General features: G+C 45.9%; 18 protein-coding genes and 1 tRNA gene. 12 read left to right on the forward strand and 7 right to left on the reverse strand.

Going from position 1 to position 24,014, the window contains the following annotated elements:
* Positions 1–165: 165 nt before the first annotated feature.
* The 6 genes from V202x_RS00990 to V202x_RS01015 all read left to right on the forward strand — a co-directional run bounded on the left by V202x_RS00990 (position 166) and on the right by V202x_RS01015 (position 5,991).
* Positions 166–978 carry a hypothetical protein gene (locus tag V202x_RS00990; protein ID WP_145170389.1) on the forward strand — a complete coding sequence of 271 codons (813 nt, stop codon included), beginning with the start codon at positions 166–168 and terminating at the stop codon, positions 976–978.
* A 257-nt stretch (positions 979–1,235) separates the two neighbouring features.
* Positions 1,236–1,907 carry an FHA domain-containing protein gene (locus V202x_RS00995; protein WP_145170391.1) on the forward strand — a complete coding sequence of 224 codons (672 nt, stop codon included), beginning with the start codon at positions 1,236–1,238 and terminating at the stop codon, positions 1,905–1,907.
* 57 nt (positions 1,908–1,964) lie between these two features.
* Positions 1,965–2,189, forward strand: a complete 225-nt coding sequence (locus V202x_RS01000) for a PLDc N-terminal domain-containing protein (protein WP_145170393.1) — start codon at positions 1,965–1,967, stop codon at positions 2,187–2,189.
* 158 nt (positions 2,190–2,347) lie between these two features.
* Positions 2,348–4,417 carry a serine/threonine protein kinase gene (locus V202x_RS01005; protein ID WP_197993154.1) on the forward strand — a complete coding sequence of 690 codons (2,070 nt, stop codon included), beginning with the start codon at positions 2,348–2,350 and terminating at the stop codon, positions 4,415–4,417.
* Positions 4,407–5,312, forward strand: a complete 906-nt coding sequence (locus V202x_RS01010) for a hypothetical protein (RefSeq protein WP_145170398.1) — start codon at positions 4,407–4,409, stop codon at positions 5,310–5,312. Before V202x_RS01005 ends, V202x_RS01010 begins: the two co-directional genes overlap by 11 nt.
* A gap of 31 nt (positions 5,313–5,343) precedes the next feature.
* Positions 5,344–5,991 (forward strand): RNA polymerase sigma factor, encoded by a 648-nt coding sequence (locus V202x_RS01015; protein WP_145170400.1) that lies wholly within the window; start codon positions 5,344–5,346, stop codon positions 5,989–5,991.
* A 123-nt stretch (positions 5,992–6,114) separates the two neighbouring features.
* On the opposite strand, the gene V202x_RS28080 is transcribed toward V202x_RS01015, so the two are convergent.
* Complete coding sequence (locus V202x_RS28080) at positions 6,115–6,213, reverse strand: 50S ribosomal protein bL37 (protein ID WP_390620792.1); 99 nt, start codon at positions 6,211–6,213, stop codon at positions 6,115–6,117.
* Positions 6,214–6,520: 307 nt separating this feature from the next.
* Here V202x_RS28080 and V202x_RS01020 point away from each other — a divergent pair, with 307 nt between their 5' ends.
* On the forward strand, positions 6,521–8,056 hold the full coding sequence (locus tag V202x_RS01020; protein WP_145170402.1) for a YifB family Mg chelatase-like AAA ATPase: 1,536 nt from the start codon (positions 6,521–6,523) through the stop codon (positions 8,054–8,056).
* Positions 8,057–8,085: 29 nt separating this feature from the next.
* On the opposite strand, the gene amt is transcribed toward V202x_RS01020, so the two are convergent.
* The 3 genes from amt to V202x_RS01035 form a co-directional block, all read right to left on the reverse strand.
* Complete coding sequence (gene amt, locus V202x_RS01025; RefSeq protein WP_145170404.1) at positions 8,086–11,052, reverse strand: ammonium transporter; 2,967 nt, start codon at positions 11,050–11,052, stop codon at positions 8,086–8,088.
* A 232-nt stretch (positions 11,053–11,284) separates the two neighbouring features.
* Positions 11,285–12,349, reverse strand: a complete 1,065-nt coding sequence (locus tag V202x_RS01030; RefSeq protein WP_145170406.1) for a tRNA dihydrouridine synthase — start codon at positions 12,347–12,349, stop codon at positions 11,285–11,287.
* Between the two features lie 36 nt (positions 12,350–12,385).
* Entirely contained in the window at positions 12,386–13,939 is a 1,554-nt protein-coding gene (locus V202x_RS01035) for a thiamine phosphate synthase (RefSeq protein ID WP_145170408.1), read from the reverse strand.
* A 598-nt stretch (positions 13,940–14,537) separates the two neighbouring features.
* Here V202x_RS01035 and V202x_RS01040 point away from each other — a divergent pair.
* Positions 14,538–17,069, forward strand: coding sequence for an ATP-dependent Clp protease ATP-binding subunit (locus tag V202x_RS01040; protein ID WP_144980090.1), 2,532 nt, complete (start codon positions 14,538–14,540; stop codon positions 17,067–17,069).
* Between the two features lie 120 nt (positions 17,070–17,189).
* On the forward strand, positions 17,190–17,894 hold the full coding sequence (locus V202x_RS01045; RefSeq protein WP_197993155.1) for a class I SAM-dependent methyltransferase: 705 nt from the start codon (positions 17,190–17,192) through the stop codon (positions 17,892–17,894).
* A gap of 118 nt (positions 17,895–18,012) precedes the next feature.
* Here V202x_RS01045 and csrA read toward each other — a convergent pair whose 3' ends face one another.
* Positions 18,013–18,252, reverse strand: a complete 240-nt coding sequence (gene csrA, locus V202x_RS01050; protein ID WP_144980093.1) for a carbon storage regulator CsrA — start codon at positions 18,250–18,252, stop codon at positions 18,013–18,015.
* 649 nt (positions 18,253–18,901) lie between these two features.
* Between csrA and V202x_RS01055 the strand changes: the two genes are divergently transcribed.
* Positions 18,902–20,800: a carbon starvation protein A gene (locus V202x_RS01055; RefSeq protein WP_145170410.1), complete on the forward strand. Its 1,899-nt coding sequence runs from the start codon at positions 18,902–18,904 to the stop codon at positions 20,798–20,800.
* A 144-nt stretch (positions 20,801–20,944) separates the two neighbouring features.
* Positions 20,945–21,029: transfer RNA gene (locus tag V202x_RS01060), tRNA-Leu, on the forward strand.
* A 46-nt stretch (positions 21,030–21,075) separates the two neighbouring features.
* Here the strand turns inward: V202x_RS01060 and V202x_RS01065 are convergent.
* Positions 21,076–21,627, reverse strand: coding sequence for a pyridoxamine 5'-phosphate oxidase family protein (locus V202x_RS01065; RefSeq protein WP_145170412.1), 552 nt, complete (start codon positions 21,625–21,627; stop codon positions 21,076–21,078).
* A gap of 164 nt (positions 21,628–21,791) precedes the next feature.
* The gene (locus V202x_RS01070; RefSeq protein ID WP_145170414.1) at positions 21,792–22,523 is read right to left on the reverse strand and encodes an AraC family transcriptional regulator; all 732 of its coding nucleotides are present in this window, start codon (positions 22,521–22,523) and stop codon (positions 21,792–21,794) included.
* A gap of 189 nt (positions 22,524–22,712) precedes the next feature.
* On the opposite strand from V202x_RS01070, the gene V202x_RS01075 reads away from it, so the two are divergent.
* A complete protein-coding gene (locus V202x_RS01075) occupies positions 22,713–24,005 on the forward strand; it encodes a Gfo/Idh/MocA family protein (RefSeq protein WP_145170416.1) in 1,293 nt (430 codons plus the stop codon).
* Positions 24,006–24,014: the final 9 nt, after the last annotated feature.

A 24,014-nucleotide genomic window follows, 5' to 3' on the forward strand; every position in this document is an offset into this window, starting at 1 on the left:
GTATCTCTATATAAAATAACGGGATACAGCGTTTTTGTGTTTTTGGTCGAATTCTTTTTGAAAATGTTTCAAGAATTGAACAGGCTGTGCGAATAACTCTGTGTGACGTGGCCGATCGGTTTGGCCTACGGTTCCGAATCGAACATTTGTGAGGGAGTTTGGACAATGGCTTTTTTCTGTAAAAAATTTGTAATAGGTGCGGCAGTGTTGGCCACTCTGGGTACCTTCCTGTTTGGCCGTGACGTTGTGAGCTATGTGAAAACAGCTGGCACCTCCGTACGGGAAGCGGTCAAAGCGGAAGTTCCCGTTGATTTTGAAGTTGAGCGGGCACGAAAAATGGTAGAGGATCTGGTTCCCGATATCCGTCGTTGTATGCATGTGATTGCAGAGCAGCAGGTTGATGTGGAAACGCTGCAAGGTGAAATCCAAGAAGCGGAATTGGCGATGAAACAACAAAAGGAAGCGATGTTTACACTACGATCTGATTTGGAGTCAAATGAGACCGAATTTGTGTATGCAAGTCGAACCTACTCCAAAGATGAGATCCGCAACGATCTGGCGCAGCGATTTGACCGTTTCAAAGTAGCTTCAGATACAGTCAAACGCAATGCGCAGATTTTAAGAGCACGCGAAAAGGCCTTGGATGCCAACCGTGAAAAGCTGGAAAACATGCTTTCTGCCAAGATGGATATGGAAGTGCAAATCGAACAACTCGAGGCACGCTTAAAATCAGTACAAGCCGCTGAGACTGTGAGTAATCTAGAAATTGATAGTTCACAGTTAACACGAGCCAAGAGTTTGATTCGTGACTTGAACAAACAGCTCGATGTCAAAGAAAAACTACTTGATGCAGAAGGAAAATTTTCTGGCTTGATTCCCGTTGATACTAAAACAAAGGAAAAGCGGGATGTGGTTAAGCAGATGGATGAGTACTTCAAATTGAACGTCGGCGATCGAGTTGCGATTCAGCTGAAATAGTAGTTCAAGTATAAAAAGGATGCATTGGCGCGAGTGGTGGCAGGTAGTTTTTGTTCTCGAGCGAAACTGCCTGCCCCATGCCAATTTTGTCAGAAAAAACGAAAAAACAGTCTGTTAATCAGCGAAAAACGGTTTTCTGTTAGACCATTTCCTGAAATCATACGTTAAAATGAGCGGTCAGTGTCTGGTGGTTTGTTTTCTGATAAAGCAACCGGCAGAAAAGCGTAGCATATCATGTTTTCCCGGGGGGAATTACTTTGGGCTTCTTCACTTCCACATCAAAAGACGAACAGCAGAATCGACCGGAAAGTTCCGTTGCCGGTTCGAGCTATTTGTTGTGGATTGATGGAGCAGGGACCTTTCTAGTCTATTTACAAGAGACATTAAGAATTGGTGGTCCGGGGGACCCGGGCACTGTGACTGGCTTTGATTCGACCTGGGCTGATTTATCATTGCTGGCCAACTTGTCGCGACATCATGCTTCTCTGACCCGATCTGGCGAAAGCTATTATGTGGAAGCAAAAGCACCGGTATATTGTAATCGACGTCCAGTCAATGATCGCGTCTTGCTGTCAGATCCATCAGAACTTAGACTGAATGAAGAAGTGTTAATCACGTTCAGGCAACCAACAGTGCTTAGTGCTTCAGCCTGTCTCGAATTGACAAGTCAGCATCAACCACAGCAACGCCTGGATGGAATTGTATTAATGGCCGATACCTGTTTGCTTGGTTCTTCATCCGAGAATCATGTGGTCTGTGATCGTTGGCCGGGTTCGGTGATCTTATATCGACAGGGGGATCAGATCCTGTGTCGTTCCAAACTGAAAATTCATGTGAATCAGGCCTCAGCATCAGAGGGAGCCATCTTAACCCCAGGCTCCGTTGTGAGTGGTCCGGATCTTCGCTTTCGTTGGGAGGTAGTTGCTTAAACAAGTTGGGGTTTTACTCGCGCTAGTCAGAAAATTATTATTATGGAAGTTGGAATCATGTTCACGCTTGTTGCCTTGGTCGTTTGGTTGGTCTGTTTTGCGATCTCCTGTTTGGCATTTGTATTTTGGATTTGGATGCTCATTGATTGTCTCAAATATGAATCGTCAACCGGCAACGATAAAATTATCTGGGCACTCGTGATTGTACTACTCAATGGGATTGGCGCTTTAGTCTATTACTTTGTACGTCGTCCCGAGCGAATTAAACAATTTGGACAGTAGATTCGAAGAAATAAAAAGATCCGGAATGATGTTTCGAACGTTAAGATAGAGTAGAGAGCAGCAAATTGTTGCATGTATGAAATTGAATGCGTTGGTGAACATCGCCTTAAAACACTGACCTTATGTTAAATACGTTGTTCAGCGGATGGAATAAACGAATGAAATTCACCTTTGCACCTGAATCGAAACCTTTAGAAGGATTTACGATCAAACGCGCCATCGATCGGGGCGGATTTGGTGAGGTGTATTATGCACTGAGTGATTCCGGAAAAGAGGTTGCCCTAAAACTCCTCCAGCAAAATATGGATATCGAGCTACGGGGAGTTACTCAATGTATGAACTTGAAGCATCCCAATCTGGTTACGATCTTTGATGTCAAAACCGACCAGGATGGCGACCATTGGGTGGTGATGGAGTATGTTTCTGGTCAGGGACTCGATAAAGCCTTGCATCAGTATCCGAATGGAATGCCGATGGAGCAGGTTCGCTATTGGCTATCGGGTATTTCTGAAGGGTTGGCTTACTTACATGGTCGGGGATTGGTTCATCGTGATTTAAAGCCTTCGAATGTGTTTCGTGATGGTGAAATCATCAAAGTGGGTGATGTCGGACTATCCAAGTTCATCACTCATAGTCGTCGCAGCGCAAATACACAGAGTGTGGGTACCGTCTACTATATGGCGCCGGAAGTGGCAAAAGGCCGTTATGGTAAAGAAGTAGATGTCTACGCTGCCGGTGTCCTGGTTTATGAAATGATTACAGGCGTAGTTCCCTTCGACGGGGAATCGACGGCTGAAATTTTGATGAAACATCTTTCCGAAAAACCGGACCTGAGTCGTTTACCTGTTCATTTACGTGCCGTTTTAGGGCGTGCATTGGAAAAGGATCCTCAGAAGCGAATTTCTGATATCAGAGAGTTTAAGCAGCAGTTTGAACGTGCATTGTTTCAGCGGGATACACACACGGAGATCCCCGAAGATTCCTTTGAAGAGACACATTTTTCAAATCGACAAACTGGTCAAAATGTTGACTCAGACCTAGCACAAACAGCCTATATTCAAAAAAGCCCTGAAGGTTCTGCTTCTTCGACAGGTTTGAGTGGTGTTACCACCTTCGTGTTTATATTCATTGGATTATTCCTTATTCTGTGTACGATTGGAAGACCTGGTTTCCTGGAATTACTGATTGTCGGTTTTCTGAGTGCGATCCTCGCAGGTATTTTTTCTGTGTTCAGCAGGTCCGGGCGCGCTTTGTTAGCTAAAGGAGCGACTGCCGTTGTGAACGGACCTCCTCCCATCTCATTCATTTCCAAGTGCAAAAAAGCGATTGTAAAAGGTCCACCTCCCCTGAGCGACCTTCTGGATAAAGGGCAACATTCCAAAGGGCAATCCACAACGGAAGAATATCGTCAGCAGAAACTGGAAGAGGCTCGTATTTTTCGAGAAAAGCAACAGAAAGAAGTTGAAGCGCATCAGAGATATGTCCGAGAGCAGCATCGACGCAAACAATGTTATCCGCGACGTTTGACTCCCAAATCACGTCGGTCTATTTCTTTGCGAAGTCGGTTATACGATTTGTCAATCTCCATGATCAAAGCTGTTGTTTGTACGTTAGTCATTGTGGCTGGGATATTATTTTTTACCGATGGAGCGATTTCAAAAGGTTTTTGGACAGGTTCCGACCTCACTCCCTTTGCGCTACTGACGTTTGGTTCTTTGATCGCTACCTGGAGTGTCTTATTGGTGGCCAAGATGACCGAGGGTAAATCATTCGATAACAGCACACGTCGCTTAATGTGGTTAGGAGTTGGTGCAGTGGTGGGTGCGATGATTTACCTGCTTCAAGTTGATATCTTAATGACAACGAAAAATGCCTCATTAGTATTGCATAGTGATCAGAATCCGATCTTTAATACTGTTGGCCCTTACTCGTTAGTCTTATTAGATCGACAGCCAAGCCTGATCGGCTATGTTGTCTTTTTCAGTATGTTGTTCTGCTTCCGTCGTTGGTGGTGGCACGCTGATTCATTTCGTCCCAAGAAGTTCCGAGTTTCATCGGTCTTGTTGACAGTCTTTGCCGCTTATGTCATCACAGCAATCTGGGCATTTCCAATGACGGCTGCTCTCTGCTGGGCTGCGATTATTTCGAGTGTAGTTCAGTTGTCGGCCACTTGGATACCAGATGAAGAACGCGTGGCAGCGCTGAAAGGAGAGAGCAATGGCTGTTAGTTTTGGTTTGATATTCATTTTTATGATACTGATCGTTTTGCCATTGGTCATTCTGGCAGGAAGCATCGTGATTCGCAGCCTATTAAAAGGTAATTATGTTCCTGTGCTAGTAACCTTCGCGATGGCGGGAGTTGCATTCCTGTTTTTGACCATTTTTTATTTGCGAGCATCACATGTGACAGTATCTCAAGAAGCTGTGAGAGAAGAAATGAATACAATGCAGTCTGTCTCAGCTCGAAGGATAAATACAGAGCAGTTAAAACCGAATGCTGTCAAAGCTTCTGCACCGGTATTCATTCCTGTTTCAGATGAACCATTGATTGCCAATAAACCTGCGCTGCCTAATTTGAATATTCCAACAAAAGGGAACACGCCTGAGAGAATACCCGAGCAGTTACCAGAATGGGTTCTTAGCGGGTTAGAAGAAGGTCTGAAGAATCGATACCCGGTATCAGGTAAAATGGTATTTCGCTCTGGGCTCTTTGCGACACGTGATGGGGCGCTGGAGCATGCACTGGCCAAAGCAACTCAAAAACTACAATCTAATTTAAATTCCAGCAGTCCGCAGTACCGTCTTTCCGGCTGGAGACTCACCCCGGAATTGGCACGCCAAACAGCATATCGCAGAGTCTATTATCAGACTGTTGAACACGATTTTGGTAATATTCTCAAATCAGGAGAGCCATTCAAGCAGGAGATGTATCGCGCTTATCTGGAAGTAGAAGATACGACTCCGGTTCGTGAGAAGATTCTTCAAAAATGGAGAAAGGATACCGGTAATCAACGGGTTGCCTGGTTGGGAGGGGGCTTTGGTCTGATTACATTACTTTGTATGGGGGTTGCCATTTATTTGCGAGCCACGCATGCCCCGGCTACAATTAAGACAAATCCCTAATTTCCTTTCTTTAAGCAGCTGACGCTCGATCATGCCCATTGACGAAGCCGACCAACTTCTCGTGTCTCAAATTAAGGCAGGTGATCCCGATGCCTGGGCTGAGTTAATTGCGCGGTTTGAGGGTCGCTTGCTGGCATTTGTGAATAGCCGATTACGAAATGCGGCGACCAGCGAGGATGTTGTTCAAGAAACATTTATGGGATTCCTGATCAGTATTCCCAATTATGATCCTGCAACCCCTTTGGAGTCATTTCTATTCGCAATAGCGTCTCATAAATTAACAGACCTACTGCGGAAGCAGGGCAGACGCCCAACGATTCCACTTTTCCCCGATGAAGGTGGTGAGCGAGAAACTCATCGCGAACCAGCCGGACATGCACGTGTGGCCTCCAGCCTGGCGCGGAGCAAAGAGAGAAAATCAAAAGAAGAGCAAATCATCAGTGAGAGCTTGCAGGCATTGATCTTATCCTGGATCAAAAATGGAGAATTCGAACGGCTACAGTGCATCGAGCAGTTATTTGTTTCGGGTAAGGCGAATAAAGAAGTTGCGTTACAGTTACAAATTTCAGAACAAGCCGTTGCCAACCATAAGCATTTTGTGGTGGGCAAATTAAAGGACGCTATCAAAACAGCTCAGATTCACAATGCTGATTTAGTCGGGTTGGGGTTGTCCGAGTAGTCAGTCAACTTTGATCATCTTCTCAGAAGAAGCGCAGCAAAAAACCTCGCAATCAAACCGATGTGCGAGGTGATTTTAATGATTCCAAATTTCAGCAAACAGAACCAAGCTGCTTCATCAAGGTTAGAACTTGATGTGCTTGCGTTTTTGCTTACGTGCTTTCGCACTCGCAGGTCGACGACCGTGATTTGCTTTTTTCAATTTTCGTTGTGTTTTGGCCATGACGATATCCTCTAATGGTCTTCAATTCTTGCAATCAAGACCACACGTTGACTGATGAGGTCTGCAAATTGTTATCGGTACAGGGTCAAGTATTCTAGTCGAACGTCATCCTGAAAAAAAGCCAATCAGCTAAAAATCGCTGTTTCGAGTGGAATTCTCTGAAATCAGATTGGATTTTGGGCCAAAAGTTTGTTTGTCAGACCCTCAGTATGTGGACTGTTGTTCTTGCTCTGGTTAGCATGATGAGGAAACTATGAATACTGGACAAATTTAAACACGAACCTGAATTGTGCTAAAGAAATTCCTCATGCTAGCCAAACTATTTACTTATTCGTTATTGGGAATTGATGCCAAACCGGTTGAAGTTGAGGTAGATATCTCTCCCGGGGCAATGCCGAAAACCATTCTGGTGGGATTAGCAGAAGCAGCCGTTAAGGAGAGTACTCATCGCATCGAACGGGCGCTGGTCAACAGTGGTTATAACCGTCCCATTGATCGGATTGTTATCAATCTTTCACCAGCTGACCTCCCCAAGGATGCGGCTTCGTTTGATCTGCCGATTGCTTTAGGTCTGTTGATTGCGAGTGGGCAATTGGCCTCAGATCGGTTTCAGGATTTTGCTGTGGTAGGAGAGCTGGCGCTGGATGGTACAATTCGTCCGGTGCGTGGCGCGTTATCGATGGCACTAGCGGCACGTGAGCAGGGGAAGCAGGGGTTGTTAGTTCCAGTTCAGAATGCAGAGGAGGCTGCTGTCGTAGAAGGTCTGGATGTGTTCGCCGTGGGTACTTTGGCAGAAGCCGTTGGTTTTTATACGGGAAATTTGCCCATCGAAGCAGTTGAGTTTTGCTGGGAAGATGCTCTGGAAGAACATGCGCACTACGATATTGATTACAGTGATGTCAAGGGGCAGGAATATTCAAAGCGTGCGATCACTGTGGCAGCGGCCGGTATGCATCATTTACTCATGATTGGTTCTCCCGGTACAGGCAAGACACTCCTGGCCTCACGGCTCAGTACCATTCTCCCTCGGCTTTCGCAGGAAGAAAGCTTGGAGACGACACGCATTTATAGTGCGATGGGGCGTTTACAGAGCAATCAATCACTAGTCATGTTACGGCAGTTTCGCATGCCCCACCATACGATTAGTGAAGCAGGTTTGGTGGGAGGAGGGTCGACACCGGCGCCTGGTGAGATCAGTTTGGCGCATAACGGGCTCTTATTTCTCGATGAACTTCCTGAGTTTAATCGACGTACCTTAGAGGTATTGAGACAACCATTAGAAGGAGGCAATGTTACGATCTCCCGTGCGATGGGTAGTGTTACTTTTCCTGCGAATGTGATGTTGATCGCCGCCATGAATCCCTGCCCCTGTGGCTATCTTTCTGACCCGCGTCGGAAATGTTCCTGCAATCCGGCCCAGATCGAACGTTATCTTTCTAAAATCAGTGGCCCGTTACTGGATCGAATAGACATTCATATTGAAGTGCCTCCTGTTCCTTTTCGCGAACTTTCAAATCAATCATCGGGAACAAACAGTGCCACTATGCGCGAACTGGTATTGGAAGCGCGGGAGATTCAGGCCCGCCGATTTAAACATGAATCGAATTCCCACAACGGTCGCATGACGCCGCGGCAATTGCGAAAATATAGTCAATTGGCTGCAGACGCAGAAGCATTATTGAAATCAGCGATGGAAGAAATGGGCCTCTCAGCGCGGGCGCACGATAAAATTTTACGCATCAGCCGCACGATTGCCGACCTTGAACCTTGCGATCAAATCACGGCGGCTCATGTGAGTGAAGCCATCAATTATCGTACCCTGGATCGGCAATTTTGGTCATAAGAGCGCAGCCCATTCTACTGGTACAAGGCTTAGCCTTGATGTGATTCCAGTTCTTGTGCCATCAGTTGAGCGATGATGTTCATCAGCTTTTTTTTCTGAATGGGTTTGGTTGCGTAAGCGTCACAACCGGCATCAAGACATTTTTCCATATCGTGCTTCATTGCATGGGCGGTTAAAGCAATAATCGGGCTTAAATATCCTGCATCGCGTAGTTTCCTGGTAGCCGTATAACCATCCATCACTGGCATTTGCATATCCATCAAAATGAAATCATAAGGCGCCCCATTTTCGAACTTTACGATTGCCTGCTCATAACCAATTTTACCATTCTCAGCGAGATCCACATCGATATCTTCCTTTTTTAACAGGAAAGAGATGAGTCGCTGATTATCCACACCATCTTCAACAATTAGTGCCTTGGGCGTTGAATTCGAGACACTTGTTTCAAGCAATTGATGAGAATTTATTTCGCTGGAAGATTTTGTGATCGAGTTTTCATCTAATTGCAAAAGAGGGACTGCCTCAAGAGATCCTGTATTCACAGTTACTGTAAAAGTACTACCTTGATTTACTGTGCTTTTTACTTGAATCATACCACCCAGCATTTCAACCAGCCGTTTTGTGATCGTCAAACCGAGTCCCGTACCTCCAAATTTCCTTGTAGTTGAGTTATCAGCTTGTGTGAAAGGTTGGTAGATCTGTGAAATTGCTTCTTCAGAAAGGCCGATTCCTGTATCGATGATATCAAATTGAAGTTGTGGTGAAGCATCTTTGGACTGAATAAGTTGTGTTCGTAATTCAACAGAACCCGATTTAGTAAATTTGATAGCATTTCCGAGCAGGTTGATCAGAATTTGTCGAAGTCGAGTCGGGTCTGAAGTAATTGTTTCTGGTATGGGATTTTGAAAAGAAATGATGAAATTCAAACCTTTCGAGTCTGCCTTGAATTGCATCAATGATGCAATATCACTCACAATTTCTCGAGTATTGATTTGCATGTTTTCGAGAGTGATTTTCCCAGCTTCAATTTTTGACAAATCAAGAATATCATTGATGATTTCGATGAGGTGTTCACCGTTTCGCTTTACGATGGTTGCAGATTCAATGTTTTCTTCATCGTTTAGATTACCAAGCAATATATCTGCGAAACCCAAAATGGAATTCATAGGAGTACGGATTTCATGACTCATATTTGCTAGAAATTCACTTTTTGCTTGATTTGCTGCTTCCGCTTTGTACCGTGCTTCATTAAGTGACTTTTCATACTCTTTTCGTTTGCTGATATCTTGAATAATTCCAGTGAAAATGTTCCGATCAGCCAGTACGACTGAGCTGAGCGCAAGTTCTGCGGAAAATGTAGAACCATCTTTTCTTTGGGCGATAATTTCTTGTCTCGCTCCGATGGCTTTTCGCAGTTCTGGATTCAGAGCATCAATCGTATTTTTATCTTGCCGTTGCTCCTGTTGTGGAGGAATTAATAAATCGATGTTTTTTCCTATGGCTTCATGATTTTGGTAGCCGAATAACTGCTCTGCCCCGAGATTAAACTCTTCAATGAACCCCCGGGGGTCCATTGTGATTACGGCATCAATCACATTATCCATGATAGATCGGTATCGTGTCTCGCGATCTTTCACATTCGCTAACAACACTTCCTGGGCGTCCAATACCCGGTTGTATTGATAACCAACAATACCCGCTTCCGAAAACGAATCGATATCAGCTCTTAACGCGTTTTCTCCTTTTTCGTTGGCGACCATTGTCTTCAGGAGTTGATGCAGTTCTGTTGAAGCTCCATGTTCTACTACATTGAGTCCTATTTTTTCTTCTTCCACAGTCACGCGGATGGGCTTGAATCGATTAAGAATTGACATGCAAATCCAGATCACCCCAAAACTCCATAGGAAACAGGTGACAACACCTAAGGCTTGAACTCCAAACTGTTGTACGCGAGAAACTCCATTTTGAAAGAGTTCTATATCAGCGAAAATGGCAACCGCCAATGTTCCCCAGGCTCCGGCAAATCCATGCACGGGAATGGCTCCGACAACATCATCCACCTGGAATCGCTTTTCCAGGAGATGGACTGACGCCAGCATGACCACTCCAGCAATCGCTCCAATCAGGATCGCACTTGTATAAGAGACGGCGTTACAAGATGCGGTGATAGCCACGAGCCCTGCTAGTGATCCATTAAAGACTTTTTCGACGGAGATTTGTTTCGAGGTCATCATTACCCAAAATAACGCACATAACCCTCCTGAGATGCCCGCTAAGATCGTGTTTAAAAATATGACTGGAACTTCGCTATTCAAAGCCAGTGTGCTACCACCATTAAATCCAAACCATCCCAGCCAGATTAATAAAACACCTAGGCCTGCTAACGGAAGATTACTTGATGAAAAGTGAGTCTGGTTTGGCTTTTGAGAAAAACGTCCGGTACGAGGGCCAAGAATCAGAACCGTTGCCAGTGCAGACCAGGCTCCTACGGAATGCACAACCGTCGAACCTGCAAAGTCAATGAAGCCCAATCTTCCTAACCATCCTGAAGGATCACCGGCTAAGGTTTTTGCCCAAGCCCAATGGCCAAACAGAGGGTAAACAATGGCACCAATCGCACATGCCAGGAACAGGTATGATCGAAATTTCATACGCTCTGCGACGGCTCCCGATGAAATCGTCATTGCCGTACCGCAAAAAACGAGTTGGAAAAGAAAGACAACCGTCATCCAGTGAGTGTTGCTTGAGTCTTCAAAAGCGAAATGCGATGTTCCCAATAATCCGTGAAAGGAATTACCGAACATCAGGCCGTAGCCCAGGAGCCAGAACAGTAAGGCGCCTATGAAAAAATCGACAATGTTCTTGAGCACGACATTAATGCTGTTTTTTGATCGGGAGAGTCCAGATTCAAGGCAGCAAAAACCAGCCTGCATCAGGAAGACCAGACTGGTACATGTAAGCACCCAAATGGTATTAGTCGTTAACTCATAGGACATTAAAAGAAAGAGCCTTCGATGTTTGACTGAACAACCATAGTGCGCGCGTATGATCGTTGGAGATTTGCAGGACCTTGAAACTTTACGTTGGTTTTAACAACAGTCAAAAAGAAAGTGAGGGAAAGTCCTCATTTAGTGCACGATTTCATAGCAGAATAATCGATGCATTCGTTTTAGTCAGACTAGACTGAGATGAATCTAAGTGCTACTGAGAAAGGCTCAAACTCAACAATTAAGTTGGTGTCTCGACAGACAAGGGATTCGGTTCCTTAACAGGCGGGAATTCTCCCGGGCTGTTATTTCCATACCATTGCTCTAGAACCTTTAACCACTGTTCTGCCGTTTTGACAGCAATAAATGCGTCGCGAACTGCTGTTCGTTGTGGATGAAGTTCTGAGTAAAAGATCCCAAACTTTCGCATGGTGTTACAGACTTTTTTCTCTCCATAAAAATCGCGGGCAATCTCAAAATGTTCTGTAATGACAGCGCGCTGCTCATAGATATCTGGGGGGGAAATCAACTGACCTTTGAGTAATTCAGCCGTTTGCTCAAAGATCCAGGGATTCCCGATCGCGCCTCGTGCGATGGAGACACCGTCTACTTGGGTCACGCGCAGCATATCGATGCAGGCTTGAGGAGAGAACAGGTCACCGCTTCCAATGACCGTTTTCGTTCCCGCATGCTGTTTGACTTTTTTGAGAAATTCCCAGTTACTGGGGCCGACATATTTTTGATGCACCGTTCGTCCATGCACAGTGATTGCTGCCAGGCCGCGTTCATAAGCGCCATCAAAAATACGAAAGAAGTTGTCTTCCGATTCTGCTGTATCATCAATGCCACGCCTCATTTTTAGTGTGACGGGAATGTGGTCTGGAACAACATCTCGAACGCGGGAAACAATTTCCAGTGCCACTTCTGGTTGACCCAAGTGATAGCCACCACGACACCGGCTCATCACTTTTTTAACGGGACAACCGAAATTAATGTCGATGACATCAAAGCCAGCTTCTACTAATCGCTGTGCGGCAGGACCAAATTCTTCTGGCTCGGAGCCCATCAGTTGGCCACCAACAGGGAATTCATCCTGATGGCAATACATCATTGCGTGCTGCTTGCCTTGTTTGGATTGAACAATCATGCGGTCAATCATCACTTCGCAAAGTGTGTAAGCTGCACCTAACTTTGCCGCAATGACCCGCATGGGGTAATCGCTATAACCGCTCAATGCAGCTTGAAACAAGGGAGACTCTAATTGATAAGAGCCAAGAGAGACCGGGGTTATCTGATTGACTAACATGATTTTGTTAAACTTATTTTTTTGTAAGATGAAAAATCAGCTTGGGAATTGTTCCAGTAATTTTTTGGTAATCTGGCCAGGCTGTTCATGACCGCAAATAGCACTACTGACTGCCACGCGTTGCGCGCCTGCTTGGAATGTCTGCTCCAGGTTGTCTTCATTAATACCACCGATTGCAAACCAGGGGAGCGTAATTTCCGCAGCGACCTGTTGAATAAACTTCAAACCAGCGTATTCATGTGCTTCAAATAATTTAGTTGTAGTTGGGAAAGTGGGGCCAACTCCCAGATAATCGGCTCCGTCCAGGACTGCTTTGCGTGCCTGTTCGATATTATGTGTAGATACACCGATCATATGACGTGGTCCCACAATTTGTCTTACTTCTCGTACTGGTAATTCATCCTGTCCGACGTGCACACCATCGGCGTCAATGGCAACGGCTAGATCCGGCCGGTCATTCATAATCAGGATCGCGCCCGTTTCTCTCGTCCACTCACGCGCACGTTTGCCATGTTCTAACAGTTGCCGATCTGTCATTTCTTTTTCGCGGATCTGCACGATTCCTACTCCTGCTGCCAGTGATTCCCGAATAGCGGGACCTGAACCATGATGGCATAAGGATTCGGTGACCAGCAAATAGAGTCGACAGTCTTTCAGTTTTTGTTGGTTGTTTAGGCAACCCAGAACACTTTTTTCCAAAGTGTAAAACGAATAGCGCATTTGCTTGAAAATGGAAGCTGCTTCAACTGAAATTAATTTGCTAAACTCTTCCAATGTACGAGTTGCTTCCTGAACACGTTTTAAATTTGCCTGCAGCAGATGTTCCAGCGTTTGTCGATCAAACTCGGAAGTGGTACTGATAGCTGTGCCCACATCGTTAAGCGTATCACGACTGGCAATGAGTGATTCCGGTCCAATAAATTTCAGCGCATCTGCCAGTTGGTGACGAGTTGTTTTGAGAATGCCCATCAGATGCGCATCGTCTAAAGTGAAACGGAGGTAGTCTTCCACCACACGCAGTCCTTCCCGAAGTCGATTCGCTGCGGCGTCGATGGTTCTCAAGATATGCGTCTGATCGTTGATTGTTGTAGGAACTGTCCGGAACGCAAAATCCACGTCGATTGGATCTGCTTGATGCTGCTGCGCATGGATAGATTGTTTTAATGATTGCGCTGAAAGATTTCCTCGAGTATTCAGCCATTGAGTGTGTTTACCTTCGACGTTTAATAGACCCCACAACAGATGCTCACTTCCAATTTCGGTAGAGACATCCGCTTGACTGGCATGCTCAAGTGCGCTATTCAAAATCTCTTTGAGTGCAGGGTAATCGCGCAGCGCCTCCGATAGCTCTAGCGGCTGGTTCTCTTCCGCGTCGGAGGATGATTCATCAGGTATTTCAAGTTGGAATTCAGCTAGAATCATGACCGGCTCGATCTTATGAGTGAGCAGTATTTCTGCTGCCCGTGATTCTTCGTTGGCAAGTGCCGCCAGCAAGTGAATCGCATCCAAGTTGGTTTGGGCTGAAGTATGCGCGATTAGTTCCGCCTGCTTTAGTGCGCGTTGGGCTCCTGCTGTCAGTAAGTGTTGCATGAGGATCTGATTTTTTAGAGGAACTAGATGATAAATGAATAAATCAATGCTGTTTCTGGAAAGAGCGTGCACAAATAGATTAACCGATCAAAGGCTTATCTTGCTACATCGAGGTGTGGGCACTAGAATTGAAACACTGGTTTTGTTGGTTGTATCGAATTTATGGCTTTTGCGGGGTGGTGGTTTCCCCTACTTTCCTGTATGAATCTGGGTCTAGGGCTTAGATGTGAAAGTCCCTTAAAAATCTGGCATGTTAAAATAGGTAATATATTTTGGTAAGCAGTGTATTTTCAGTGACTTCCTACCACGATGTTGTCGTTGTTTTGGGAAATTACTCGACGTTTTTTTGTGAGTAACGTATTATTATTGGGAGCCTTTCTTTTTTGAATGCGAATTAGTTCTAATTTGTCCATTGATATTGGAAGACGCTGGAAATTCTAGACAGCGCGTTTTAAGTAAAAGAGAAAAGAATACAATTTAATTTAATAATAATTTGGGAGACTTGATTACTGCATTTGAGATATTTCATTTCAAATCATAATCAGACTGTTCATCCAAAAGTGCCCGACAGTAAACAGGGCCAGAGGAGAAACGAATTATGTACGAGCGGTTTACAGATCGAGCTCGAAAAGTGATGCAGTTGGCCAATCAAGAGGCCCAACGGTTTAATCATGAATATATCGGGACCGAACACATCCTACTGGGATTAGTCAAAGAAGGTTCAGGCGTAGCTGCAAACGTACTGAAAAATCTGGACGTGGATTTGAGAAAGATCCGCCTGGAAGTCGAAAAGATTGTGCAATCCGGCCCCGACATGGTAACGATGGGCAAGTTGCCTCAAACACCGCGTGCCAAAAAAGTCATCGAATATGCGATGGAAGAAGCGCGGAATTTAAACCACAATTATGTTGGAACTGAGCATCTCCTGTTAGGATTACTGCGAGAACAAGATGGTGTTGCCGCCCAGGTCTTAATGAATCTTGGCTTGAAACTGGAAGAAGTACGCGAAGAGGTATTGAACCTTCTGGGGCATGGTTTGGAAGGTGGAGAAGCAGGCGAACGAACACCTGGCACTGGTAGCCAGAAAGCGGGTAAAAGTAAAACACCCGCTCTGGATAGCTTTGGTCGCGATTTAACTGAACTCGCCAAGCAGAAAAAACTTGATCCTGTCATTGGACGTTCGAAAGAAATTGAACGTGTCATTCAGATACTCTGTCGTCGGCAAAAAAATAATCCGGTTCTGTTAGGTGAAGCCGGTGTTGGTAAAACGGCAATTGTCGAAGGCTTTGCACAGATGGTTGTGAATGGAGAGGTTCCCGACCTGCTTCGCGACCGTCGCATTGTTGTGCTGGACTTGGCCATGATGGTTGCTGGCACAAAATATCGTGGTCAGTTTGAAGAACGCATTAAAGCCGTCATGAACGAAGTGCGTCGTGCAAAAAATACGATTTTGTTCATCGACGAATTGCACACACTGGTTGGAGCCGGTGGCGCTGAAGGTGCCATCGATGCTTCTAATGTATTGAAGCCAGCATTAAGCCGTGGTGAATTACAGTGTATTGGTGCGACTACTTTGGACGAATACCGAAAATATATTGAAAAAGACAGTGCTCTGGAGCGACGATTCCAGAATGTCATGGTTGAACCACCGACCGATTCACAAACAGTAGAAATTTTGCGTGGTTTACGGGAACGTTATGAAGAGCACCATAAAGTACAAATTACCGATGATGCCTTAGAAAAAGCGGTAGAGCTGTCCTCGCGATACATTACCGGTCGTTGTTTACCTGATAAGGCCATCGATGTGATTGACGAAGCAGGTGCCCGGATTCGTTTGAAATCAATGGTTCGTCCTCCCGATCTGAAAGAACTGGAAGAGGAATCAGAGCGTTTGAACCAATCGAAGGAAGAAGCTGTTGCCAATCAGGACTTCGAATTGGCTGCCAATCTTCGTGATCAGGCCGATAAATTAAAGAAACGTAAAGAGTCTTTGACTCAGGAATGGCGTGAAAAGTCCAAAGAAGTAGATGGGGTGGTCGATGCAGAAGTTGTCGCTGAGGTGGTTGCCAAAATTACCGGCGTGCCGTTGACAAGACTTTCTAGCGAAGACACCGTACGTTTGCTGAATATGGAAGATGAATTGCATGAGCGGGTCATCAGTCAGGACGAAGCCATCAAACAGGTTTCTAAAGCAGTACGCCGCAGTCGTAGTGGACTGAAAGATCCGAAACGACCGATGGGTGCCTTCTTATTCTCTGGTCCGACTGGGGTTGGAAAAACATTATTGGCCAAAACACTGGCTGAATTCATGTTCGGTGATGAAGACGCTTTGATTCAAATTGACATGAGTGAGTATATGGAGAAGCACAACGTCAGTCGTCTGATTGGTGCGCCTCCGGGATATGTAGGCTTTGAAGAAGGGGGACAGTTGACGGAGAAAATTCGTCGTCGTCCTTATGCTGTTGTATTGCTTGATGAAATTGAAAAAGCACACCCTGATGTGTTCAACATGTTGCTTCAAATTATGGAAGAAGGTCATCTCACCGATAGCTTTGGACGTAAGGTGGACTTCAAAAATGTTGTTCTGATTATGACAACCAATGCGGGTGCTCAAGGTATGGCTCATGGAGATGCTTTCGGATTCCGAAAAGCAGACGATGATACCAGCTACGATGCCATGAAACGCAACCTGATGCATGATCTTCAGAAAGAATTCAAACCTGAATTTTTGGGACGTCTTGATGAAGTGGTTGTGTTCCGTAAACTGACTCGTGAAGAGTTAAAGCAAATTGTGGATATCGAACTCAGCAAGGTTCGCAGTCGCCTGAAAGAGCAGGGCGTTACTTTGGAGCTTACCGACGATACACGCGAGTTCATTATCGATAAAGGTTCTGAAGGTGGCGAACTCGACTACGGTGCTCGTCCATTACGTCGTTCTGTAGAACGGTACATCGAAGATCCATTGGCCGAAGAACTGCTGCGTGGTAGTTTTGAGGGCAAAAACAAGGTGCTCGTCGAAGTCAGAGAAGTCGATGGCGAAAAACAACTCGGCTTTGAAGGTTCTTATGAAGCTGAGACTGAAGAACTGGAAACAGTTGGCTCAGTAGAAGGCGCTGAAGGAGACGCGTAACCTTTAATCGCGTTCTGTTTCGCTAAATGAAACTTTTATTTGTAGCCCTCATCATCCAGATGAGGGCTACTTTTTTTCTAAATACGATGAGATTTCGATCGCTTCAGAAGGGCAAGAACGATGATTCCTCGACAGCTTGAGCCGGAAGTCATGGATACGCGAGAGGAAGCTGTCGACTATAATGCAATGGACCATGGCGAAGTCAACCGTTTATTTGTGGATGACTTACTGGAATTTGTCCTTAATGGTCAGAACGCTCTTGGAAATTCTGCCAGGTCGGTATCGATAACCGTGCTTGATCTCGGAACAGGAACTGCCTTGATTCCAATTGAACTGTGTAACCGCATTGATCGAATCAAAGTGGTTGCGGTTGATATGGCTCAAGAGATGTTGAAACTGGCACAGGAGAATATCAAACAGGTTAACTTGGAGCACAGAATTGTTCTGGAGATTGTTGATGCCAAAAAACTGTCTTTTTCAGATCAGACTTTTGACATCGTGATCTCCAACAGTCTGATTCACCATATCCCCGACCCCATCACAGTGTTTCGTGAGGTCATTCGCGTACTCAAACCAGGAGGTTTTCTGTTCATGCGCGATCTGGTTCGACCAGATTTTGTTGACCAGGTGGATCATCTGGTTGAAGCCTATGCGGGGCAGGAGAACCATCATCAACAGCAACTGTTGAGAGATTCTTTACATGCGGCACTGACATTCAAGGAAGTTCAGGGATTGTTGGAGGAACTTTCCTTACCCAAAAATGCGGCACGCATGTCATCCGATCGACACTGGACCGTTTCTTTAACTCTGCCCCGTTCAACATGAGCGACCACAAAGACAAACAGGGGGAGTTGACTTCTTGCCAATCTCTCCCCCTGTTGGAGTTTCAATTAATCTTTAATTGAAAGTTGGTCATATCCTGTCTAGCGAACGTCTTCGTCGTTCAGGATGATCGCTCGCCGGCATTTTTGGAAGGCGATTGAGGTGAGGGACGGTGCTCACCCGATTCTTTGAGTGCGTTTTCTCGCTGAATCGCATCGTACACTTCCTGACGGTGTACTGGAATTTCTGTTGGGGCTTGAATTCCTAACCGTACTTTATCACCTCGGATATCGACAATTGTAATGACAATATTGTCACCGATGATGATGCTCTCGTCGCGTTGTCTCGACAAAACAAGCATCGTAGTTACTCCTTCCGTAGATCTTCATGTTTTGGGTCAATGAGGTGATATCTGAAGAGGCGACAAACCTCTTATTTCATCTAATGTAAAATTTGTCACCCGTTGTCTATTCGTAAGTATGTAAAACAAATCAGTCCGGAATCCAAAGTGCCCTGCTTACTGGTGACTCTCTTTCAATACGATCACGAGACATCAAATGCTGGAACACTTTGATAACGGCAATGACCCACATCCCTGTTTTCAAAAACGAGTTTCTCGTGGGTACTAACTACATCGACGTTTTGCTAATCTTTATAATGTTTAAAATGGGTTAAATAAGGGTGTTGCAGAGAGATGTGGTGTAATTTTCTGAATGAGTTGAATTTGCCGATTGTGCCGGATGTAGCTTCCCGACAATGCTTTTTGGGTTGTTTATGTATAGTTATGGTTGTTGTTATGTTGGTTCTGAGCGATGCCTTAATTGCGAATCACAAGAGAGATGTTTAACCTGTAAATAGCACTGGGTTCATAATGTCAGACTCATGTTACATTGATGTGAAGGGAATCCAATCTAGGAATCAGAACATTAATCAACCCAAGTCTGACTCGTTATAAATAAAAAAACAGCCAGAAAGACTGGTTGTTCGAAGCGTACTGGAGTGAAGAATAAATGGTCACATTGCTGATCGCCGCGGGAGCCTTCGTAGGTTACATTATTGCCTACCACACTTATGGTAAGTGGCTTTCACAAAAAATATTTAATGTCGATGCCAAAGCTGAAGTACCCAGTAAGCAACTTCGGGACGATGTTGATTTTGTTCCTACAAAAAAAGAAGTTATTTTTGGTCATCATTTCACCAGCATCGCAGGGACAGGGCCCATAGTAGGTCCGGCGATTGCCGTCTTCTGGGGCTGGCTGCCCGCTCTATTGTGGGTTTTATTTGGGTCCATCTTCATTGGAGCGGTCCACGATTTTGGGGCGCTCGTCGTTTCGTTACGGAATCGTGGTCAAACAGTGGGTGAAGTCGCCGGTCGTTTAATTGCCCCGCGGACGCGCATCTTATTTCTGTTAATTCTGTTGTTAGCCCTCACGGTGGTTCTGGCGATCTTTGGTCTGGTGATTGCCATCATCTTTGCCCTTTATCCGGAAACGGTATTACCTGTCTGGATCACCATGCCCATTGCGATTGTGATCGGGCTTATGGTGTATAAACAAAATGCGTCTTTATTAGGTCCTTCGATTATTGCTTTGGCAATTGTGTACGCGTCGGTTTATATCGGGGCTTACTATTTACCGATTAATATTTCAACGTTGTTCGATATTCCCATTATGGGCGCGTTCCCAAATACCGTCATACTATGGACGTTCGTATTACTGGCTTATTGTGCGATTGCTTCAGTGTTGCCTGTCTGGTTGTTACTACAACCTCGTGACTTTATCAACAGCCATCAGTTGGTATTGGCATTGGGTTTATTGCTCATCGGTGCCATTTTTGCCGGTGCTACGGGTCAAGCTGATTTAGTGGGGAGCGCACCTGCGGTTGCCTCGAATATTCCCGCTGATGCACCGCCGATCTGGCCGTTTTTATTTATTACAATCGCTTGCGGTGCCTGTAGCGGATTTCACTGTCTGGTCAGTAGTGGTACAAGCAGTAAGCAGGTCGAGTCAGAACTTGATGCTCAATATGTCGGCTATGGTGCTATGCTACTCGAAGGGGGGTTGGCAGTCATCGTAATTTTGGCTTGTTGTGCCGGTGTAGGAATGGGAGAATTCTCGCGCATCGGAGAAGGAGCCGCTTATAGCTATCAACCCACGATGGTCGAAGGCACCGATACCCAACTGGCAGGAGTTGCTGCCTGGGAAACGCGTTACAACGCCAGCAAAGGCTGGGCCGCTTTCAAATTGAAAGATAAAATTGGTGCGTTTATTCATGGTGGAGCGAACTTTCTAGGCACTATTGGAATTCCTTTGAAATTAGGCATCAGCATCATTGCTGTGCTGGTTGCCAGTTTTGCGGCGACCACATTAGATACCGCGACACGATTACAACGCTATGTGATTCAGGAGCTGGCGGCCACGGTTCACTTCAAGCCTTTAACGAACAAATATGCTGCCACAGCTCTGGCAGTCATTCTCGGTGGGATGGTAGCCATGCTGCCGGCCAGTGCCTCGCAGGGACCGGGCAGTGGTGGTTTGATTCTCTGGCCTCTGTTTGGAGCGACCAACCAGTTATTGGCAGGGTTGGCGTTTATGGTAATCGTGTTTTACCTCCGCCGCCGTAATAAACCGATCATCTTCGCGCTGGTTCCGATGATCGTGATGTTAATCATGCCAGCCTGGGCGATGCTCTGGAACATGTTCAATAGCGAATCAGGCTGGGCCGCCAATCCCGATAAACAACACCTGTTCCTGTTTGGTATTGCCGTCATTGCCTTACAGGTTTGGATGATGATCGAAGGCTTACTCGTCTGGTCAAAATCAAAAGGATGCCTGGAAGAGCCACTCCCCGAACTCGCAACAGTCAGGTCTGCAGTCGCAACTAGCACCGCTGCCGGGGGATCGAATTGAGTGAATTGTAGGGATTTATCTGAAAATCAGACTGAATAGGCAGAGTAAGATAGAAAAACGTGATCGCATCTCTTGCCGGGGCAGAAACATCAGCTTATCCTATGTCGATGCTTTTGATCTTGCCTGTCAGGCAGATAATCTTTAGCCCAAGTGGCGGAATTGGCAGACGCGCTAGATTCAGGTTCTAGTGTCCTTAACGGACGTGGAGGTTCGAATCCTCTCTTGGGTATTTTGATATCAAACGAGTGTGATTCATTCACAGAATGAATCCATGTTTAACGATCGGCATCCAGAATGTGCGTTGGTTTGCCGTCGAGGCTGAGTTGGTTTTTCTTTTTCCAGTACTCTGATACGCCTTCTTCCCCTTGCTTGATGGCCCAGCTTGTTAACAGTTCCCGTTCTTCGACATAGTCATAAAATGGGACACCCATCCCACAAGAGGTCTGAACCAGATCGACGTGCATATCAAAAATCTGTCGTGCGCCAGGCGTATTAGGGAAGTGGGATACCATTTCGTCCCATTCCGCATCGTAAGGGTGCAGAACGTTCGCCTGTCCATACAGTCGCAAGATGAGAGGCTTCCCTGTGAAGGCACAAAACATAATTGTCATTCGCCCGTCTTCCTGAATGTGTGCGGAAGTTTCATTGCCGCTGCCAGTCACGTTCAGCCAGATGACATGTTTGGGACTCAGAACACGCAGTGAGTCCATGCCTTTGGGAGAGATATTAATCCGGCTGTCAGCCGTTGCTGTCCCGACAAAGAATAACTTTTGCTCTTTGATGAACTCGATTTGTTTTTCTGGCAATTCGGTGAAACGCTGTCCCATACTGAGTCTTTTCTAACAGAGAGTGTTTTTAAAATACTTTTTTTCTGCATTAAGAGTGTGACACTCTAATCCCCAAAAAGTTCAAGGCTGGTGGAGCTTGTGTTGAACTTATCAATATTTCTATTATCGCAGATTAATGAAACAAGACTACTGCTTTTTTGCTTCTATTGGCGACGATATTCAGTGGGGCTGACTCCCGTATATGCCTTAAAGACTTTGGAGAAATGGCTGTGGTCGTAAAATCCGGTTTGAATCGCGATATGTGATATCGTATCAGTAGTGGAAGTCAGCTTGCGACACGCAGATTGAATGCGAACGTGATTAATGTAACTGGCGGGACTTGTGTTGAACAGCTTGCGAAACCGGCGTTGAAACTGGCTGGTCGAAAGTTCCACCAGAGATGCCAGTTCTTTCACTGTGATTTCTCGCTGAAAATGATCATCGATATGATCGAACACTTGTTGCATTTCCAGATAGGGGGCAATCGCCAGACCGGCACGCTGATAATCGCGCATCATCCCCACGACGCCTGCGACTCTGCGTTGCTTATCGAACAAGGGTTCTTTGATGACCTGAAACCAGGAGGTGGCTCCTTCACCGCCGGTCACAGGATGTACGAGATCAACCAGTGGTTCTTCCGATTTCATGACGCGTTGATCTTCGCGTTGATATGCCTCGGCTTGATCCCATGGATGGATGTCAAAATCGGTCTTACCGATTAGTTCCTCATCAGAATCGACTTTGAGCCAGTTTAATAATGCTTGGTTGTGTTTAATGAATCGTCCTTCGTCATCTTTCACAACCAGATACACATCGGGCAAATGGGCGAACAGTCGACACGTTTGCTCAATTCCGGGGACTTTTTTGAAGAATTGTTGCTGGAGGGGGACATTCATGGAATTTATTTCTGGTGCAGGAATGCGCTAAATATACACAATTTCGCCTCGAATTTCCAAGACGGGCACTACCTTGAAGATTACAATAAATGAAATTGTGCAAACGTTGATTTGACTGTTCGCCAGACAAAACATATTGAAAATACAAATTCAACTCACCCCCCCCCAATAGCTTACGAGGAGAATCTAATGACGAACAAAGGTGCTCTAAATCGTCGTGACTTTATGAAAACGGCGGCTGTCGCCAGTACCGTTTTCTCGGCTCCTACTATCATTCCCGGAACTGCGTTGGGATTGAACGGAACAGTGGCTCCCAGCGAACGCATCAATCTGGGAGGCATCGGTATTCGCAGACGCGGTGGTTATGTGTTGAGTCATATGTTGGAACAACCCGATGTACGATTTGTGGCGATTGCCGACGTTCGTGCGGACCAACGCAAAACAGTCAAAGGCATGGCTGACAAACAGAACGGTGATCAGAAATGTGATACGTATCGTGACTTCCGCGAACTCCTGGCACGGGACGACATTGACGCTGTCTTAATAGCCACGGGCGACCGCTGGCACGCGACCGCGTCGATGATGGCGGCGGAAGCGGGAAAGGATGTATATTCCGAAAAACCGTGTGCGATTACAATGGAACTCGCCCGTAAATTGCAAGAGACAATTCAACGCACGGGTCGTGTTTTCCAGGCAGGCACACAGCGTCGTAATGTTTCAAACTTTGCGCACGCTTCCAAACTGGCTCAGACAGGACAACTTGGAAAAATTCATACCGTGCATGCTTCCATCTATCAATTGATTGATCGTCACGACTGGCTGCCGGCGGAGCCAGAGCCTGATCCTGAAGTAGTGGACTGGAACATGTGGCTTGGACCCGCACCGTGGCGGCCTTACAATCATGCATATGTTGATGGCGCCTGGCGTGGTCATTACGATTTTGATTCCGGTGCGAAACTACTCGACTGGGGGGCGCATACATTGGATATCTGTCAATGGGCGCTCGATGCAGACCATACCATGCCAGTGACGTATGAACCCAAGGATGTTCCGAATGACAACGTCATTGAATGTGTTTACGAAAATGGTGTGAAACTAGTTATGCGTCGCAATGGCTGGATGGGACTGGGAACCTGCCCGGTTCGGTTTGAAGGCGAAGCAGGCTGGGTCGAAACCGGTGACTCGGGTCAAACGGCCGTGTCCTCAGACCAACTAAGGGCATCACTTCCCTCACCCAGTTCGATTCCGGGTACATCACCTAAATTTCATGTACGTGATTTCTTTAACTGTGTGAAAACTCGTTCCAAACCCGCGGCCAACGAAGATGTAATGGCTCGTTCCCACATTGCCTGTCATGCGGCAGCAATTGCCTGGAAGCTGGGACGGAAATTGCAGTTTGATCCGGTGACAGAAGAATTTGTGAACGACGATGAAGCCAATCGCATGCGGAGCCGCGCGATGCGAGAACCGTGGACTGTCTAAGCTGCGTTT

This window comes from Gimesia aquarii (genome assembly GCF_007748175.1).
In the GTDB taxonomy this organism is placed as follows: Bacteria; Planctomycetota; Planctomycetia; order Planctomycetales; family Planctomycetaceae; genus Gimesia; species Gimesia aquarii_A.